Origin of the sequence: Bradyrhizobium sp. AZCC 1693 (assembly GCF_036924745.1) — a bacterium.
Lineage (GTDB): Bacteria > Pseudomonadota > Alphaproteobacteria > Rhizobiales > Xanthobacteraceae > Bradyrhizobium.
Window position 1 is genome coordinate 6,827,582 of the sequence record NZ_JAZHSD010000001.1, and the last position, 15,200, is coordinate 6,842,781.

Genomic DNA, 15,200 nt, shown 5'->3' on the forward strand with positions numbered 1-15,200 from the left:
TCGTCGTCATGGCCGGGCTTGTCCCGGCCATCCACGTTCTTCCCTCCGACGCAAAGCCAAGTGCGTGGATGGCCGGGTCAAGCTCGGCCATGACGAGGAGAGATGGATGAGCAAAAAATCCTCGCAGCCGTTGGCTGATGAACTGAAGCCCCATGTCGCCCCGTTCCGCTACGACGGCTCAGGCGAGTTTCACCTGAAGTCGCACAAGACCAACGAGAGGGGCGGCCTCGACAAGGACAAGGCGACCAAAATCATCGAGGCCAATCGCGAGCGCCTGAATGATTTCCAGGAAAAGCTCTACGCGCAGGACCGCTGGTCGCTGCTCTTGATCTTCCAGGGCATGGACGCCGCCGGCAAGGACAGTGCGATCAAGAGCGTGTTCGAAGGCGTCAATCCGCAGGGCTGCGAGGTCACCGCGTTCAAGCAGCCGTCGACGAAGGAGCTCGATCACGATTTCCTTTGGCGCAGCATGATCGCGCTGCCGGAGCGCGGCCGGATCGGCATCTTCAATCGCTCCCATTACGAGGAATGCCTGGTGGTGCGGGTCCACCCGGAGATTCTCGCCAAGCAAAGGATTCCGCAGCGGCTGGTGACCAAGGACATCTGGCGCGATCGATTCGAGGACATCTCCGCGATGGAGCGCTACCTCGCGCGCAACGGCACCGTGATCCTGAAATTCTTCCTCAATGTCTCGAAGGAGGAACAGCGCGAGCGCTTCCTGGAGCGGCTGGAGGAGCCGGCCAAGAACTGGAAGTTCTCGATGGCCGATATCGGCGAGCGCAAGCTGTGGGCAAAGTACCAGGCCGCCTATCAGGACCTGATCCGCCACACCTCGACGAAGCAGGCGCCGTGGCACATCGTGCCGGCCGACCACAAATGGTTCGCGCGCGTGGTGATCGGCTCGGCAATCGTCAGCGCGCTCGACAGGCTCGATCTGCATTTCCCGAAAGTCGACAAGGCCGATCGCAGCGAATTCAAGCAGGTGCGCGAGGCGTTGCTGGCGGAGGGGAAGGGGACGAAGAAGTAGGATGGGTAGAGGCTTGCTAACGCATTACTCGGCGGCTTCCCCGAAAATCATCTGCCAGCCTTTTCGCGTGTCCATGTATTCGCGAACCTGCTTGATGCGGCCGCCTGCGACGACAAAGATGAAGCAGTAGTCGTTGTCATACGCCCGTCCTTCCGGAAGCGTGGCGCGCATCCGCTCTTCAATGATCACCGTGTCACCGTCGGCATGGATAGCGCGGAACGAGATATCGATTCCGGAGAACAGGCGGTGCATCTCGGAGGCGATGAAGCGTGCGATCTGGTCGGCCCCGATCATGTGATCGGTATGCGCCAGCGCCACCGCCGTCGCGTTGCGGGCCGGCGCGATCCATTCGGCGTCCGGTGTGAAGAGGGATGCGATCTGGCCGGCGTCGCGCGTCGAAAATGTTTTCCAGGCGTTGAGGACGACGTCTTTGGCTGTCGGATTATCCATGGTTTGGCTTTCGGTCAGGAGTGAAACAATCGTTCCTCATCTAGGCCGGTCCTGCCGTTACCGCTGGCCGGAATCGGACCTCATCATTTGCCACGGCTTTTCGCCGCTGCACGACGCGCTATTATTCGGGCATGCTGAGTTTCGACGTCTGCAATGCCGCACGGCTGCGGCGTGACGCCCGCTACGACGGCCGTTTCTTCACGGCGGTGCGGACCACGCGGATCTATTGCCGCCCGGTCTGCCCGGTGAAGCACCCGCTGACGCGCAACGTCACCTATTACCCGACGGCCGCTGCCGCCGAGGCGGCAGGATACCGGCCGTGCCTGCGCTGCCGCCCGGAGACGGCTCCGTTCTGCCCGGCCTGGAACGGCACGCGCTCGACGGTCGCGCGGGCCCTGAAACTGATCGACGGCGGCGCCCTGGAGCGCGGCTCGGTCGAAGCATTGGCGGAGAAACTCGGGATCACCTCGCGCCATCTCGCCCGCCTGTTCGAACGCCATGTTGGAGCAAGCCCGCAGCAGGTCGCGACCACGCGCCGCGTCCAGCGTGCCAAGCGGCTGCTCGACACCACCGACGACACGATGACGGAGATCGCCTTCCGCGCGGGCTTTGGCAGCGTCCGCCGCTTCAACGCCGCGTTCGCCGATCTCTACGGCCGCTCGCCATCGAGCCTTCGCGCCAAGCCGCGGAGGCGGCAGCCCTGAGGAGCTGGACCATTAGGTCATCCCTCCTGACCATCTTTTGGCATTGCGGCCGGCCATATTTCTCGTCTAGAACAGGCCCGGAACGCCATCCCGGCAACGAACCGTCAATGGTTTTGGCTGAGGATTTGGCGTTCCAAAGGGTCTGGCAATGCTGATTCGCAGCAAAAAGTACGGAATTCGGGGTGGAGCGGCCAAGGCTGCCCCCGCGATTCCGGCTGCGACCGCGCCCACCCTCCTTCTTGGCGGGCTTCTGCTTCTTATCGGCCCCTGAGGGCCGTCTGGGCGGTTTGCGCCTGGGCACTCAGGGGTTCGCGCGAGATCACCAGACCCTTCAGCGCTTGCAAAGCGGCGCTACCACCCAAAAGGAACTTCAGAAATGACCACCGCCAACAAGTCCGAAAAGGACCGCGTCATCGTATTCGACACCACCCTGCGTGACGGCGAGCAGTGCCCGGGCGCGACCATGACGTTCGAGGAAAAGCTCGAGATCGCCGAAATGCTCGACGACATGGGCGTCGACGTCATCGAGGCCGGTTTTCCGATCACCTCGGAAGGCGACTTCCAGGCCGTCAGCGAGATCGCCCGCCGCTCCAAGAACGCCGTCATCGCCGGCCTGTCGCGCGCCCACCCGAAGGACATCGACCGCTGCGCCGAAGCGGTGAAGTTTGCCAAGCGTGGCCGCGTCCACACCGTGATCGCGACCTCGCCGCTGCACATGCGCGTCAAGCTGAACATGACGCCGGAGCAGGTAGTCGAGCTCTCGATCGCCAACGTCAGCCGCGCCCGCAACCAGATCGACGACGTCGAATGGTCGGCCGAGGACGGCACACGCAGCGAGATGGATTTTCTCTGCCGCATCGTGGAAGCCGTCATCAAGGCCGGCGCCACCACGGTCAATATCCCTGACACGGTCGGCTACACCGTGCCGGAGGAATATACCAACTTCATGCGCACGCTGATCGAGCGGGTGCCGAATTCCGACAAGGCGGTATTCTCGGTGCATTGCCATAACGACCTCGGCATGGCGGTGGCGAATTCGCTGGCCGGCATCGCCGGCGGCGCGCGGCAGATCGAATGCACCGTCAACGGCATCGGCGAGCGGGCCGGCAATGCCGCGCTGGAAGAAGTCGTGATGGCGATCAACGTCCGCAACGACGTGTTTCCGTGGTGGAACAAGATCGACACCACCATGCTGACGCGGGCGTCGAAACTGGTGTCGGCGGCGACCTCGTTCCCGGTGCAGTACAACAAGGCGATCGTCGGCCGTAACGCGTTCGCGCATGAAAGCGGTATCCATCAGGACGGCGTGCTGAAGGACGCATCGACCTACGAGATCATGCGTCCCGAGATGATCGGCCTGAAGAAGTCGTCGCTGGTGCTCGGCAAGCATTCGGGCCGCCATGCCTTCGTGCACAAGCTGGAGGAGATGGGCTACAAGCTCGGCGACAACCAGCTGGAGGACGCCTTTGTGCGAATGAAGGCGCTGGCCGATCGCAAGAAGGATATCTATGACGAGGATATCGAGGCGCTGGTCGATCAGGAGATCGCGGCTTCTCATGACCGCATCAAGCTGGTCTCGCTGACGGTGATCGCCGGCACCCATGGGCCGCAGCGCGCCACCATGAAGCTCGATGTCGAAGGCCAGATGAAAATCGAGGAAGCCGAAGGCAATGGCCCGGTCGATGCTGTCTTCAACTGCATCAAGGCGCTGGTGCCGCACGAGGCGAAACTCGAACTGTATCAGGTCCACGCTGTGACCGAAGGCACCGACGCGCAAGCCGAAGTGTCGGTGCGGCTCGCCCATGAAGGCCGCTCGATGACGTCGAAGGGCGCCGATCCGGATACCCTGGTGGCTTCGGCCAAAGCCTATCTCGGCGCGCTCAACAAGATCGTCATGAAGCACAAGCGCGACATGCCGGCGCAAGCGGCGAGCTGATTACCGCTGCAACGGCAATTCGAAGGGTGGGCAAAGCGAAAGCGCGCCCACCATTTGCGAGCGGAATGCGAGACGGTGGGCACGGCGCAAACGCGCCTTTGCCCACCCGCGAAGCTAGTGCGGGCGGTACGCGGAACGAAGCTGGTTGTTCGAGCCGGCTAGCTCCCGACCTCGCTCCGCGCGCCGTGTTGCTGATCCCTGTGTGATTTGCTGCAATGCACGACGGCCAACGGCTTCCAGCCCGCCGAGCGTCGTGTTGCCTTTCTTCGCGGCTTGAACCAGTTTCTGCGCAACGTATTTCCTCGTTGCGTGATCGCCGCCGCTATTCGGCAGCCCTCGACAGACATCCTCGAGTACGATCTCCATATTGGCGATGACGCGCTCATCCAGTTTTGTCATGGGATTACTCGCAAAATACTGATTACTTAGTAAGATCCGGCAGTCCGTTCCGTTCACGTGAAAGAGGGATCGCCGGGCAATACGCGTGCTATGATTTGGGCAAGTGGCACAATTGACTGTCCACTGCCCGACATTATTTTCATTTTTTTTGCAGGTTCGCGAACTGAGCCCGGGCCAGATCGTAGAGTGTCAAACCGATGGCGTGACCACCATCGCGAGCAGGGTGCGAGACCCCTGATCCAGTTTCGTAGTCGGAAAAGTTGAGGGGTCTGCTATCTTGCGTTGTTCCGGGGCGCTTGCATCGCCCCGGAATGACGGTCCATCGTCGTCCCTGCGAACGCAGGGATCCATAGCCACCGGCGGCTATTGGGCGAAAGGCATCTGCAGTCGTGCCATGATCGATAGATCACGCAGTATGGGTCCCTGCGTTCGCAGGGACGACGAGAGAATTCTCCTACCCTACTACGGACTGCGAGCTGATTTGCTTCGCGTGCAAGCGCAAACTCGGCGCGCAACTGCGACAAAACAACACGACGGGCAAATCAGTCAAAACCTGTCCAGCCATTCGCGCAAAAATATTCCGCTTGCTCCCGCTGCCCTGTATGCTCGTGTGCATTTTCCTTAGCGCAAATCGCACGCGAGACCGCGGGTGCAGCAAGCATCCGGTCTTCCCTGCGCCCTCTAATTTTCGAGAGGGCGAGAAGTTGATAGCAAACCTCGGGCGATCAGCGCCGCGAGAAGGCGAAAGTGTATCGGCCGTTTGAACGCAGGGACGACCCTGCGTGCGCAGGGACGACAACGATTATTTGTCCTCTAATCCTGGTGAGGTCGGCGAAGCGGCGGTCCCGACGAACGAGGCCACCAGCGGCGCAAGCTCGTTTGGGGCATCAGGGCGAGAAGATTTGCTGACCGAAAACGGCCGTCAGATTGTCGCACTTTTGCAGTGCAGCAAAGCCGGCGAAGGGGCCCCTTCTAACGGGCAATGGCAATTCGGCTAGGTTGTCTATATTGGTGCAATTGGCATGCAAGCTTCGGAACGCGCATTCACGCGCTCCGGGGAAATAACGGGAGGAATCATGCGCAAATTGATTTTGGCCGCGGCATCGATCGCGGCGCTGACCCTGGTCGGACCTGCTGCGGCGCAATCGCCGATCGTGATCAAGTTCAGCCACGTGGTGGCGACCAACACGCCAAAGGGGCTGGCGGCCGAGAAGTTCAAGGAACTGGCCGAGAAATATACCGCCGGCAAGGTCAAGGTCGAAGTCTATCCGAACTCGCAGCTCTACAAGGACAAGGAAGAGCTGGAGGCGCTGCAGCTCGGCGCGGTGCAGATGCTGGCGCCGTCGAACTCGAAATTCGGCCCGATCGGGGTCAAGGAATTCGAAGTGTTCGATCTGCCCTACATCCTTCCCGACCTGAAAACGTTGCGCAAAGTCACCGACGGCCCGCTCGGCGCGAGGCTGCTGAAGCTCCTGGATTCGAAGGGCATGACCGGCCTTGCCTACTGGGACAACGGCTTCAAGCAGATGAGCGCCAACAGGAAGCTGGTGACGCCTGCCGACTACAAGGGGCTGAAATTCCGCATCCAGTCTTCCAAGGTGCTGGAAGCTCAGTTCCGTGCGCTCGGCTCGATTCCGCAGGTGATGGCGTTCTCCGAAGTCTATCAGGCGCTGCAGACCGGCGTGGTCGACGGCCAGGAGAACACCTGGTCGAACATCTACACCCAGAAAATGCATGAAGTGCAGAAGTACATCACCAACACCAATCACGGCTACATCGGCTACGTCGTCGTCACTAACAAGAAGTTCTGGGATGGCCTGCCGGCGGATGTTCGCGAGGCCTGCGAAAAGGCCATGAAGGAAGCGACCGAGTACGGCAACGGGCAGTCGGCGAAGGAAAACGACGACGCGCTCGCCGAGATCAAGAAGACCGGCAAGAGCGAGATCGTGTCGCTGACCCCGGAGCAGGACTCAGCGATGCGCAAGGCGCTCGAACCGGTTTACCAGGATGTCGCCAAGCGCGTCGGTCAGCCCCTGATCGACGAATTCCTCAAGGAGACGAGGGGCGCGACCAACTAGAAAGTAGAATTCGAGATGCGGCGCTCTTTGTGGCGCCGTCGGAATGGGGAACTCTTCGTCATGGCCGGGCAAAAGCGCGAAGCGCGTCTTCGCGCAAGATGACCCGGCCATCCACGCCTTTCTATCGAGAGAAGGTAAGACGTGGATGCCCGGGTCAAGCCCGGGCATGACGAACAGCACTGGGTGGGGGACGTTTGATGCTGCTTCGCATCCTCGATCGGCTTGAGGAGATATTGATCGCGACGCTGATGGCGTTGGCGACGACGATTATCTTTGCCGCGGTGATGCACCGCTATCTCATCGGCATTCCACTGCTCTATCCCATTCTGTTTCCGATCAACCTGTCCTGGGCGCAGGAACTCTGCATCTACATGTTCGTGTGGGTCGCCAAGTTCGGCGCCGCCTATGGCGTGCGCACCGGCATCCATGTCGGCGTCGACGTCGTGGTGAACCAGCTCAAATCGCCATGGCGCAATGCGGTGGTGCTGTTCGGACTGTTCTGCGGTGCGTTCTTCACCGCCGTGATCGGCACCATGGGCGCGAAATTCGTCATCGGGCTGATGTATACAGATCAGGTCTCGCCCGACCTCGAGATCCCGAGCTGGTTCGTCTATCTCTGCATACCGCTGGGTTCCTATTTGATGTGCTTCCGCTTCCTGCAGGTCGCGTACGCCTATTGGCGCACCGGTGAATTGCCGCATCACGACCACGCCCATGTCGAGGGCGTCGAGATCGAAGAGCCGGGTGTCGGCGCCGCCGGAGTCACCCGATGAGCAGCCTGATCATTTTCTCGCTGCTGATCGCGTTGATGCTGACGGGCATGCCGATCTCGATCGCGCTCGGCATGACGGTTCTGACCTTCATCTTCACCATGACCAACGTGCCGACCGAATCGGTGGCGCTGAAGCTGTTCACCGGTATCGACAATTTCGAGATCATGGCGATTCCGTTTTTTATCCTGGCCGGCAATTTCCTGACCCATGGCGGCGTCGCGCGCCGCATGATCAATTTCGCGACCTCGATGGTCGGTCATTGGTATGGCGGATTGGGGCTGGCCGGCGTGATGGCCTGCGCGCTGTTCGCCGCAGTGTCCGGCTCTTCGCCGGCGACCGTGATCGCGATCGGCTCGATCATGATGCCGGCGATGGTCAAACAGGGTTTCCCGAAGCGCTTCGGCGCCGGCGTCATCACGACGTCGGGCGCGCTCGGCATCCTGATCCCGCCATCGATCGTGATGGTGATCTATTGTGTCGCGACCGGCGGCAGCGTTGCGCTCGATCCGGCCGGTCACCGCGTGTCGTCGGCTTCCGTCGGCCAGATGTTCATGGCCGGCGTCATCCCCGGCATCATGCTGGCGTCGCTGCTGGGCCTGACCACCTTCTACCGCGCCTGGAAAAACGACTATCCAAGGCTGCCGCGGGCAAGTTGGACCGAACGCTTCACTGCGTTCCGCAAATGCATGTGGGGCTTGCTGCTGATCCTGATCGTGCTGGGCGGCATCTATGCGGGACTGTTCACGCCGACCGAAGCCGCCGCCATCAGCGCGGTCTACGCCTTCGTCATCGCGGTGTTCGTCTATCGCGACATGTCGCTGAAGGACGTGCCGCGGGTGCTGCTCGGCTCCGCCAACATGAGCGCGATGATCCTCTACATCATCACCAACGCGGTGCTGTTCTCGTTCCTGATGGCGAACGAGAATATTCCCCAGCAGATCGCGGCCTGGATCACCTCGGTCGGTGTCGACTGGATCATCTTTCTCCTGATCGTCAACGTGCTGCTCCTGATCGCGGGCAACGTGATGGAGGCGTCGTCGATCGTGCTGATCATGGCGCCGATCCTGTTTCCAGTGGCGGTCAAGCTCGGCATCCATCCGGTGCATCTCGGCATCCTGATGGTCGTCAACATGGAGGTCGGCATGTGCCATCCGCCTGTTGGCCTCAACCTCTACGTGGCGTCCGGCATCGCCAAGATGGGTATTACGGAGCTCACGATCGCGGTGTGGCCGTGGCTTTTGACCATGCTGATCTTCCTCGGCATCGTGACCTATGTGCCGGAAATCTCGCTGTGGCTGCCGCGCGCGCTCGGCATGCTGTAGCCGTTGGCGCATTGCGATGGATCAACCGGCGTCACATTACATCTTGGTAAGGGAGGCCTGCCTTGCCAACCTTTAAGTTGAAGGCCGGCTGAGGCGAGCCCATCTTCATGCAACCTTTCACAGGAGGTTCGCATGAGGAAGTTCGCCATCGCAGCGGTCGCGGTTCTTGCCATCGCCGGTTCGACCGCCGTCTATGCCCAGCACCGCCATTGGGGCCACGGCTTTTCGCGGATGAGCCCGGAGGACCGGTCGGCCTATGCCGACGCCCGGATCGCGGCCGTCCATGCCGGCCTCAAGCTGACGGCTGACCAGGAAAAGCTGTGGCCGCCGGTCGAGGCCGCGGTGCGGGAGTTCGCCAAGCTGAGAATCGATCGCGCCAACGCGCGGATGAACGCGCCGCGGGACGATTCCAGCCAGCAGAAGCCGGATGATCCGGTGGCGCGGCTGCGTGACCGGGCGGAGAATATGGCAGCCACGGCGGCGGCCATGAAGAAGATCGCGGAAGCCGCCGACCCGCTCTACAAGACGCTCGATGACGGCCAGAAGCGCCGGCTCGCCGTTCTGACCCGTATGGACCGGTTCGCGGGCAGGGAAGGCTGGCGCCATCACCGGTTCGAGCGCGAAATGGGCGGGGACCGCGACTTTGACCGCGGCTACCGCCGAAATCGCGATGACCGGGACGATGGACCGGCCCGGGGCGGTCCCGAACGGCTCTGATCTGCCCCGCAACCGGGGCCTGTTCCGAACATCGGCAGAAGCCGCTGAAATCCAGTGGCTTTTTGCCGTTTCGCTCGCCCGCCAAAGCCCGGGAAAACTCGTCTCGGCTTGCTGGACATCCCGGGGTCGCTTTGCTAAACGACGCCCTCTCGCGAGAGCTTGCCGGACCGAGTGCCGGGCGCATAGCTCAGTTGGTAGAGCAGCTGACTCTTAATCAGCGGGTCCCAGGTTCGAGCCCTGGTGCGCCCACCAAGCCTCGCAGGGACTTAGCAGCAATGCGTATCAGAACGGACCTTTCGGTTTGACGTCCGGTTTGAGAAATTTGTTCGTCATCCGTACGCCTGCTTAGTCGTCCGTTAAGAAGCTGATTTGAGGGCTGACTGAAGAGTGATGGCCGCGATGATTGCGGACAGGATAAGGCGCCAAAAATCTCTCAGCCAGGCGAGGACACGGCGGAAGTTGTGGCCCACCGCTGAGAGGACGACGTTGGCGGCATCGCCGGCGCGGCCTTTGAGGTAGCAGCGGCCGAGGTGACCTTCGGCCTTCAGGTGTCCGATGATGGGCTCGATGGCGGAGCGGCGGCGCAGCTCGCGCTTGATGACACCGAAGACGCCGCGCTTCTGGCCGGAGATGAAGACGCGACGGGGATTTTGCGCGTCGTGGCCGCGGTATCCCTTGTCGACATAGGCCCGCTCGATCGGACAGCCGGTGAGTGTCTCGGTGCGGTCAATGACGTCCCGCAAGGTGTGACCGTCGTACGGGTTATCGGGCAGCGCCCTGGCGTGCAGCACGAACAGGCCACCGGGAGCCCGGCAGTTGTTGGTGACGATGGAGGCCTTCACCCCGAACTCGTAAGGCGCGGCGGCCTTACCTTTGCCGATGCACTCCACCTCCGGGGCATGGAAGGAATAAAGCTTCCAGCCGCGCTGGCGCTGCTGTTGCGAGCGGATCTGCGTGGCTCGGCCAAGCGGGAGGGCGAACGCCTCCTCCAATGCTGGCTGGCCTTCGATCTTGCGGCGGATGTCGCGGATGATCCGGCCCAGCCGGCTGCGCAGGATGCGCAACTGCCGTTGATGCCGCCTGAACTGTTTGGCATGGGCGTAGCGGCCCGCCATCATCGCGGCGGCCTTGGCCACGCGAGAATAGGATTGCCGTAGCCTGACGCCGTGCCTTCTCGCCAGGCGGTTGAGCCCCTTGATGGCCGCATGCAGCAGCTTGGCATCGGTCGGAAAGGTGATGGCCTTCGGCTGCACCGTGGTATCGACCGTGATCCGCTTGAGGTCTTGGCTGCGTAACGCACCGGCCTCGTGCGCCACCCGCAGGCTCTCAGCCAGCAGCAACTCCAGTCTGTCGCCGAGCCGCTTGCGCCAATGGCTCAGGTCCGAGCGCTCGTGCGGGAAGGTGTGCTGGAAAAACTCTTCGCCGGTGAAGAACTGGAAATACGGGTCGTGGACCCAGCGCTCGCATACCCCTTCATCAGACAGCCCGTAAATGTGCTTGAGCAACAACAGCCCGATCATGAAACGGGTCTCGATCCCCGGCCGGCCGTTCTCGCTGTAGAGCGGCGCGATCTCGCCGTCGATCCAGTTCCAATCGATCTTACCGGCAAGCAGAACCAGCTCGTGCTTCATGTTGATGATCTGGTCCAGCCGTGCCCGGAACAGATCGTTCGATCCCGTCGTTTTGTGCTTCTTTGGCCGCATCGTCCCCTCCGATGCACCACAGAATCATGGTCCACAGCCAAAGGGAATCCACAAATGAAATTGCAAGGTTTGGGCTTCTCAAGCTCCGAATCCCTGCAATCTCAAATGCCCTCGCATCCGAAAAACAGACTCCCGCTCAATCGCTTAGAGCCTTGTTCACGGACGACTGCTTAAGGAGTGGCGGGATGGCTGCGCGTTACCGCAGCGGCTAGTTCGTTCCCCCGGCGGTGTGGAGCATTCTCACACGCAGAAGCCTTGGCGACAGAGGACGCCTTCACCTGGAATCGATCCACATCGCCATCTCATTTCTGTTCCTACCCGTAAACTTCGCTCAGCTTCTTGATCGCTGACTCCGCGAGCTCGAGGCGGCCACCCAGGTAGTGCGCGTCCAGAATCTCCTGCACCGTCTTCATCGAGTGGCCGGTGATTGAGGCGATCTCCGGAACGGAGCAGTTCGACAGGGCGAGGCGCGTAACAGCAGTGCCCCGCAGATCATGGAAGTGCAGGTCCTTCAGCGATGTTTTCCTGAACGCCTTGTCCCAACTCGTCCTGAAACCGTCCTCCGTCCACGGCCGGCCGAACGAGTTGACCAAAATGGTTACGGCGGAGCGCCTCTCCATCAGCGCAGCATCAAGCGCCGCCTTCAGGGGCGGTCCTACTGGTATGGTTACACGGCGCCGGCCCTTAGGGCCGCGCCCCTTCGACTGACGCATTCGGATGTATGTGCCATCGTAGTCCTTCCAGGTCAGCCGCAGCAGGTCTCCCTGGCGCTGGCCTGTCCATACCGCGAGCAGGAGAGCGGCCTGCAGCTCGACGGACGCGACACCGCAGAAGGCGCCGATGTCGTCTGCAGTCCACACTATCTCCGAGCGATCAGATTCATAAAGTCGGCCACCGCGCTCGCAGACGTTCACCGCGATCTTACCACGGTCCTTCGCAACCGACAGCACGCGCGCAATTGTGGTCCAGATGTAGTCCGCCTTGCGCGGCGTGTCGGAAAATGAATCACGAAACTCTTTGAAGTCCCCCCGCACACGTTTGTCTTCGAGAGCGCCGATTGGCATCGAACCGAACTTTGCCTCGATGAGTTTGAGGTAGCCGTCATAGGCGCGCTTACTCTTCTCACCGAGGTCCTTGTACTCGCTGCAGTCCTTGAAGTAGTCGATGAGCGAGCTGAACGTCTCGGCGCTCTTCTTCTTGTACGACGCAACAGCTTCATTGTAGAGGCGCATGAACTCGGGCGTGCCGGGCTCCGCGTCGATGCGTGGGCCGCCCTTCCAAGCGTACCAATAGGTCTTCGACGTTCCGTCAGCGAGTTTTTTGATTGACCAGTTGATTCCCTTCAGCCGCACTCGCATTTTGGGATGCCTTCCACGCGTCGTATGGTGATAGCCGTGGTTGCATTGTAGGCTGGAGACCGGATAACCGGTCAAGGGCTGCATCGATAGCTTTTCTATCCCACTTGTACGTTCCGGGGATCGGGCCCGGCATGATTCCGCGTCGAATCCAGTCGTTGAACGCCGACAACGTTTCGCAGCCGGCATAGGCCGCAGCCTGTTCTTTCGACATGCCACGGGGCTCGATCATTCAGCACTCCCACCGCCGCCACTTTGAATGGTGTCCAGTTTCGGCGGGATAGTTATTGATCAAGGCCGAGAGAAGAGTAGTGGGCTCGCCGTCGCACATTTGGTTAGTTTGGAGTGGATATCGGACAGGTCCATGCGCGCGAACCGTTTCAGAATTGCTTATGACATCTCGCGGAACTGAGTTGTATCTGGTGCGGTGATCCAAAGCCGCGTTCGGTGTTTCGCCCGTTTCACTTGTGTCCCAGCGGGACTCGAACCTGCGACCAGACCGTTATGAGCGGCGGAAGATCCATCAGCTTCGTTGATCTTGCTGCGATTTCGTTCGCGTTCGATTGCGTTCGTCGCGTTTCGGCAAGGTCGTTTCTGGTGCGAAACTGGTGCGGTTCAGGATGTCCGTCGGTAGCCGCCTCGAGCAAGGCCACCATGCTCTCGTTACGCTCGTATTCATGATCTTGATGAAGGCAATCTGGAAAGGCATCGTCGATGCAAACGTGAACGAACTTCCCAAACTGCATCGCGGGTGCAATTCTCTTCCGAACGAACGACCCCAGTGATGCGATCGCCGATGCGGCCCGAATTCGGCGAGCTTTTGATATCGATGTGTATCAGCTCACGCGGATGCTCACGCTCATATCGGCGACCGGTTCGGCCGGCCTCAATGCGGGTTGGAATCGAGCCGCCGCAGGATCTTGCTGACGGTTGCCGCTGGTGCCGACCTCGGCGGCGATCCGCTTGCCAGTGTGGTGCTGCCGGCGCAATACCTCGACTGGCCGATGAGCTTGGCTCGGCAATTAATGAGGCTTGAGGAACGATCTCTCAAACTTTCTATTCCCTCTACGCGGAAACGCATCACCCATTGGTCACGGTCTTCGGCCTGTTGAACTGGCGCGCGATCTCCGTCGAGCTCAGCGCTCTCTCAACGACATTGCTCAACTGGCCGGCTCTCGGCGCAGACGAGCGCGTTGCTGAGTTTCATCTCTATTTGCCAGTTGGTGATGACTTCGTCCGCTCCGCATCCGTAAACCCTCAGTGAGACTGTCGTTACCGTAATATTACGGACATTGATGGCCACCTCCGCTGGTGTAGCCGGGGAAAGGTGTTCTTGCGTGGCTTAACTTCATTTGGCGGTTTCTATTGCGCTCCACACGCGCTGTTCGCTAGATCGCCGATGAGGTGGGTGTACGAAATGCATTTTGAGCGGTTGGTCGACGAAATTTACGAAGCTGCGATTGTTCCGGAACGATGGAAAGGCGTGCTCGATCGATTGGCAAATCTTGCCGATGCCGAAGGCGCTTTGTTGTTTGCGGCTGCCCCGGGGCAACCCCGATGGTTGTCATCTGACAACATCCGGTCGCGCGTTGAGGCTTGGGTCAACAGTCCCTTCTATCAAAACGATCCGCGCGGCCAGCGCCTGGTTCCAATTAAGGAACCGCGCTTCCTCACGGACCTTGATGCGTTCACCTTGGAAGAGCTTGAACGCGAGCCCTACTACACGAAATTTCTGCGCCCCAATGGCCTCGGTTGGTGCGTGGGCACTTCGGTGCATTCTCCGGCAGGCGACACCCTCGTGCTTTCAGTAGAGAAAGCTTACGAAAAAGGGCCGGTACCGCGGCAGGTCGCTGAGCAGCTCGATCCACTTCGGCCACATCTCGCTCGCGCAGCCGTGCTGTCGGCACGCGTCGGCCTGGAGCGGGTTCGCGCGACGGTCGAAAGTCTGAATTTGCTTGGGCTGCCGGCCGCTGTCCTTGGCCATGGGAGGAGGGTGCTGGCTGCCAACGAAGCATTGCTGGGCTATGCGCCCGACATTCGGATTGGTGCCGGTGCTCAGCTTGAATTCGCAAATCAAGCTGCTCAATCCCTTTTTGTTGCCGGTTCGGAAGGACGATCCTTCTTCTCGAGGGGAGGATCTATCCCCGTTCGAAGGACGCGCACGCGTGACGCTTTCGTAATTCACCTGGTGCCCATGCGTGGATCGGGGCGTGATGTCTTTTCAGGTGCCGAACTCCTGCTTTACGTGACGGCAGTCATCCAGCAGCCCGGCCCGCCTCCAGAAATTCTTCAGGCGCTGTTTGATCTGTCGCCCGCGGAAGCCAGAGTTGCGGCCCTGATCGCCGAGGGTTGTTCGGTCAATGCGACTGCGCAGGCGTTGTCGGTCAAACCGAACACTATCCGTGTGCAGCTCAAGTCGATTTTCTCCAAGACGGGGACGAACCGACAAGCCGAGCTCGTGAGTCTGCTGCGGCTGCCTTCGTCGCGTTGAGTGCGATGCGAAGTCCTCCTCGAAACGAAGCTGTGCGTCACCGTTTAGGTTAAGCGCCGGTATTTGTGGAGATTTTGTGTTCTGTTACCCAAATGGGTAAAGCCACACTCCGTGGGCCCGGTAAGATCGTTAGAAATTAATTAACGCTGTCGCCAAGACAGCAAACGTATTTTTTTGAGGCAGGGGCGTTCGCCAAATCCGATTCGTAGTCGCCACCAGTGTCGCCGCACGAAATGCACCGTGCG

At 60.7% G+C, this 15,200-nt stretch carries 13 protein-coding genes and 1 tRNA gene; 9 read left to right on the forward strand and 5 right to left on the reverse strand.

Annotation, left to right across the window (positions count from 1 at the left end; translation table 11 throughout):
* Nucleotides 1-106: 106 nt before the first annotated feature.
* On the forward strand, nt 107-1,027 hold the full coding sequence (locus tag V1293_RS32495) for a polyphosphate kinase 2 family protein (protein ID WP_334515419.1): 921 nt from the start codon (nt 107-109) through the stop codon (nt 1,025-1,027).
* Nucleotides 1,028-1,051: 24 nt separating this feature from the next.
* Here V1293_RS32495 and V1293_RS32500 read toward each other — a convergent pair whose 3' ends face one another.
* Nucleotides 1,052-1,477 (reverse strand): nuclear transport factor 2 family protein, encoded by a 426-nt coding sequence (locus V1293_RS32500; protein WP_334515421.1) that lies wholly within the window; start codon nt 1,475-1,477, stop codon nt 1,052-1,054.
* Between the two features lie 131 nt (nt 1,478-1,608).
* Between V1293_RS32500 and V1293_RS32505 the strand changes: the two genes are divergently transcribed.
* Together V1293_RS32505 and V1293_RS32510 are read left to right on the forward strand one after the other, a co-directional pair.
* Entirely contained in the window at nt 1,609-2,181 is a 573-nt protein-coding gene (locus V1293_RS32505; protein ID WP_334515423.1) for a bifunctional transcriptional activator/DNA repair enzyme AdaA, read from the forward strand.
* 376 nt (nt 2,182-2,557) lie between these two features.
* Nucleotides 2,558-4,117 (forward strand): 2-isopropylmalate synthase, encoded by a 1,560-nt coding sequence (locus V1293_RS32510; protein WP_334515425.1) that lies wholly within the window; start codon nt 2,558-2,560, stop codon nt 4,115-4,117.
* A gap of 114 nt (nt 4,118-4,231) precedes the next feature.
* Here the strand turns inward: V1293_RS32510 and V1293_RS32515 are convergent, their stop codons facing one another.
* Nucleotides 4,232-4,516: a hypothetical protein gene (locus V1293_RS32515; protein WP_334515428.1), complete on the reverse strand. Its 285-nt coding sequence runs from the start codon at nt 4,514-4,516 to the stop codon at nt 4,232-4,234.
* A gap of 1,076 nt (nt 4,517-5,592) precedes the next feature.
* On the opposite strand from V1293_RS32515, the gene V1293_RS32520 reads away from it, so the two are divergent.
* From V1293_RS32520 to V1293_RS32540, 5 genes are all read left to right on the forward strand, one after another.
* Complete coding sequence (locus V1293_RS32520) at nt 5,593-6,594, forward strand: TRAP transporter substrate-binding protein (RefSeq protein WP_334515431.1); 1,002 nt, start codon at nt 5,593-5,595, stop codon at nt 6,592-6,594.
* A gap of 197 nt (nt 6,595-6,791) precedes the next feature.
* Nucleotides 6,792-7,367 (forward strand): TRAP transporter small permease, encoded by a 576-nt coding sequence (locus tag V1293_RS32525; protein ID WP_334515433.1) that lies wholly within the window; start codon nt 6,792-6,794, stop codon nt 7,365-7,367.
* Nucleotides 7,364-8,689: a TRAP transporter large permease gene (locus V1293_RS32530; RefSeq protein ID WP_334515436.1), complete on the forward strand. Its 1,326-nt coding sequence runs from the start codon at nt 7,364-7,366 to the stop codon at nt 8,687-8,689. Before V1293_RS32525 ends, V1293_RS32530 begins: the two co-directional genes overlap by 4 nt.
* Before the next feature lie 132 nt (nt 8,690-8,821).
* Nucleotides 8,822-9,406, forward strand: coding sequence for a Spy/CpxP family protein refolding chaperone (locus V1293_RS32535; RefSeq protein ID WP_334515437.1), 585 nt, complete (start codon nt 8,822-8,824; stop codon nt 9,404-9,406).
* Nucleotides 9,407-9,582: 176 nt separating this feature from the next.
* Nucleotides 9,583-9,658: transfer RNA gene (locus V1293_RS32540), tRNA-Lys, on the forward strand.
* A gap of 104 nt (nt 9,659-9,762) precedes the next feature.
* Here the strand turns inward: V1293_RS32540 and V1293_RS32545 are convergent.
* From V1293_RS32545 to V1293_RS32555, 3 genes are all read right to left on the reverse strand, one after another.
* Nucleotides 9,763-11,109: an IS5 family transposase gene (locus tag V1293_RS32545; RefSeq protein WP_334515438.1), complete on the reverse strand. Its 1,347-nt coding sequence runs from the start codon at nt 11,107-11,109 to the stop codon at nt 9,763-9,765.
* Between the two features lie 314 nt (nt 11,110-11,423).
* The gene (locus V1293_RS32550) at nt 11,424-12,467 is read right to left on the reverse strand and encodes a tyrosine-type recombinase/integrase (RefSeq protein WP_334515440.1); all 1,044 of its coding nucleotides are present in this window, start codon (nt 12,465-12,467) and stop codon (nt 11,424-11,426) included.
* Nucleotides 12,418-12,696: a hypothetical protein gene (locus tag V1293_RS32555; RefSeq protein WP_334515441.1), complete on the reverse strand. Its 279-nt coding sequence runs from the start codon at nt 12,694-12,696 to the stop codon at nt 12,418-12,420. Before V1293_RS32555 ends, V1293_RS32550 begins: the two co-directional genes overlap by 50 nt.
* A 1,185-nt stretch (nt 12,697-13,881) precedes the next feature.
* On the opposite strand from V1293_RS32555, the gene V1293_RS32560 reads away from it, so the two are divergent.
* Complete coding sequence (locus V1293_RS32560; protein WP_334515443.1) at nt 13,882-14,955, forward strand: helix-turn-helix transcriptional regulator; 1,074 nt, start codon at nt 13,882-13,884, stop codon at nt 14,953-14,955.
* Nucleotides 14,956-15,200 lie beyond the last annotated feature (245 nt).

Bases quoted from the DNA above. Each gene is read 5' to 3' on its own strand.
- V1293_RS32495 (WP_334515419.1), top strand. From the start codon at position 107: ATGAGCAAAAAATCCTCGCAGCCGTTGGCTGATGAACTGAAGCCCCAT.
- V1293_RS32500 (WP_334515421.1), bottom strand. From the start codon at position 1,477: ATGGATAATCCGACAGCCAAAGACGTCGTCCTCAACGCCTGGAAAACA.
- V1293_RS32505 (WP_334515423.1), top strand. From the start codon at position 1,609: ATGCTGAGTTTCGACGTCTGCAATGCCGCACGGCTGCGGCGTGACGCC.
- V1293_RS32510 (WP_334515425.1), top strand. From the start codon at position 2,558: ATGACCACCGCCAACAAGTCCGAAAAGGACCGCGTCATCGTATTCGAC.
- V1293_RS32515 (WP_334515428.1), bottom strand. From the start codon at position 4,516: ATGACAAAACTGGATGAGCGCGTCATCGCCAATATGGAGATCGTACTC.
- V1293_RS32520 (WP_334515431.1), top strand. From the start codon at position 5,593: ATGCGCAAATTGATTTTGGCCGCGGCATCGATCGCGGCGCTGACCCTG.
- V1293_RS32525 (WP_334515433.1), top strand. From the start codon at position 6,792: ATGCTGCTTCGCATCCTCGATCGGCTTGAGGAGATATTGATCGCGACG.
- V1293_RS32530 (WP_334515436.1), top strand. From the start codon at position 7,364: ATGAGCAGCCTGATCATTTTCTCGCTGCTGATCGCGTTGATGCTGACG.
- V1293_RS32535 (WP_334515437.1), top strand. From the start codon at position 8,822: ATGAGGAAGTTCGCCATCGCAGCGGTCGCGGTTCTTGCCATCGCCGGT.
- V1293_RS32545 (WP_334515438.1), bottom strand. From the start codon at position 11,109: ATGCGGCCAAAGAAGCACAAAACGACGGGATCGAACGATCTGTTCCGG.
- V1293_RS32550 (WP_334515440.1), bottom strand. From the start codon at position 12,467: ATGCGAGTGCGGCTGAAGGGAATCAACTGGTCAATCAAAAAACTCGCT.
- V1293_RS32555 (WP_334515441.1), bottom strand. From the start codon at position 12,696: ATGATCGAGCCCCGTGGCATGTCGAAAGAACAGGCTGCGGCCTATGCC.
- V1293_RS32560 (WP_334515443.1), top strand. From the start codon at position 13,882: ATGCATTTTGAGCGGTTGGTCGACGAAATTTACGAAGCTGCGATTGTT.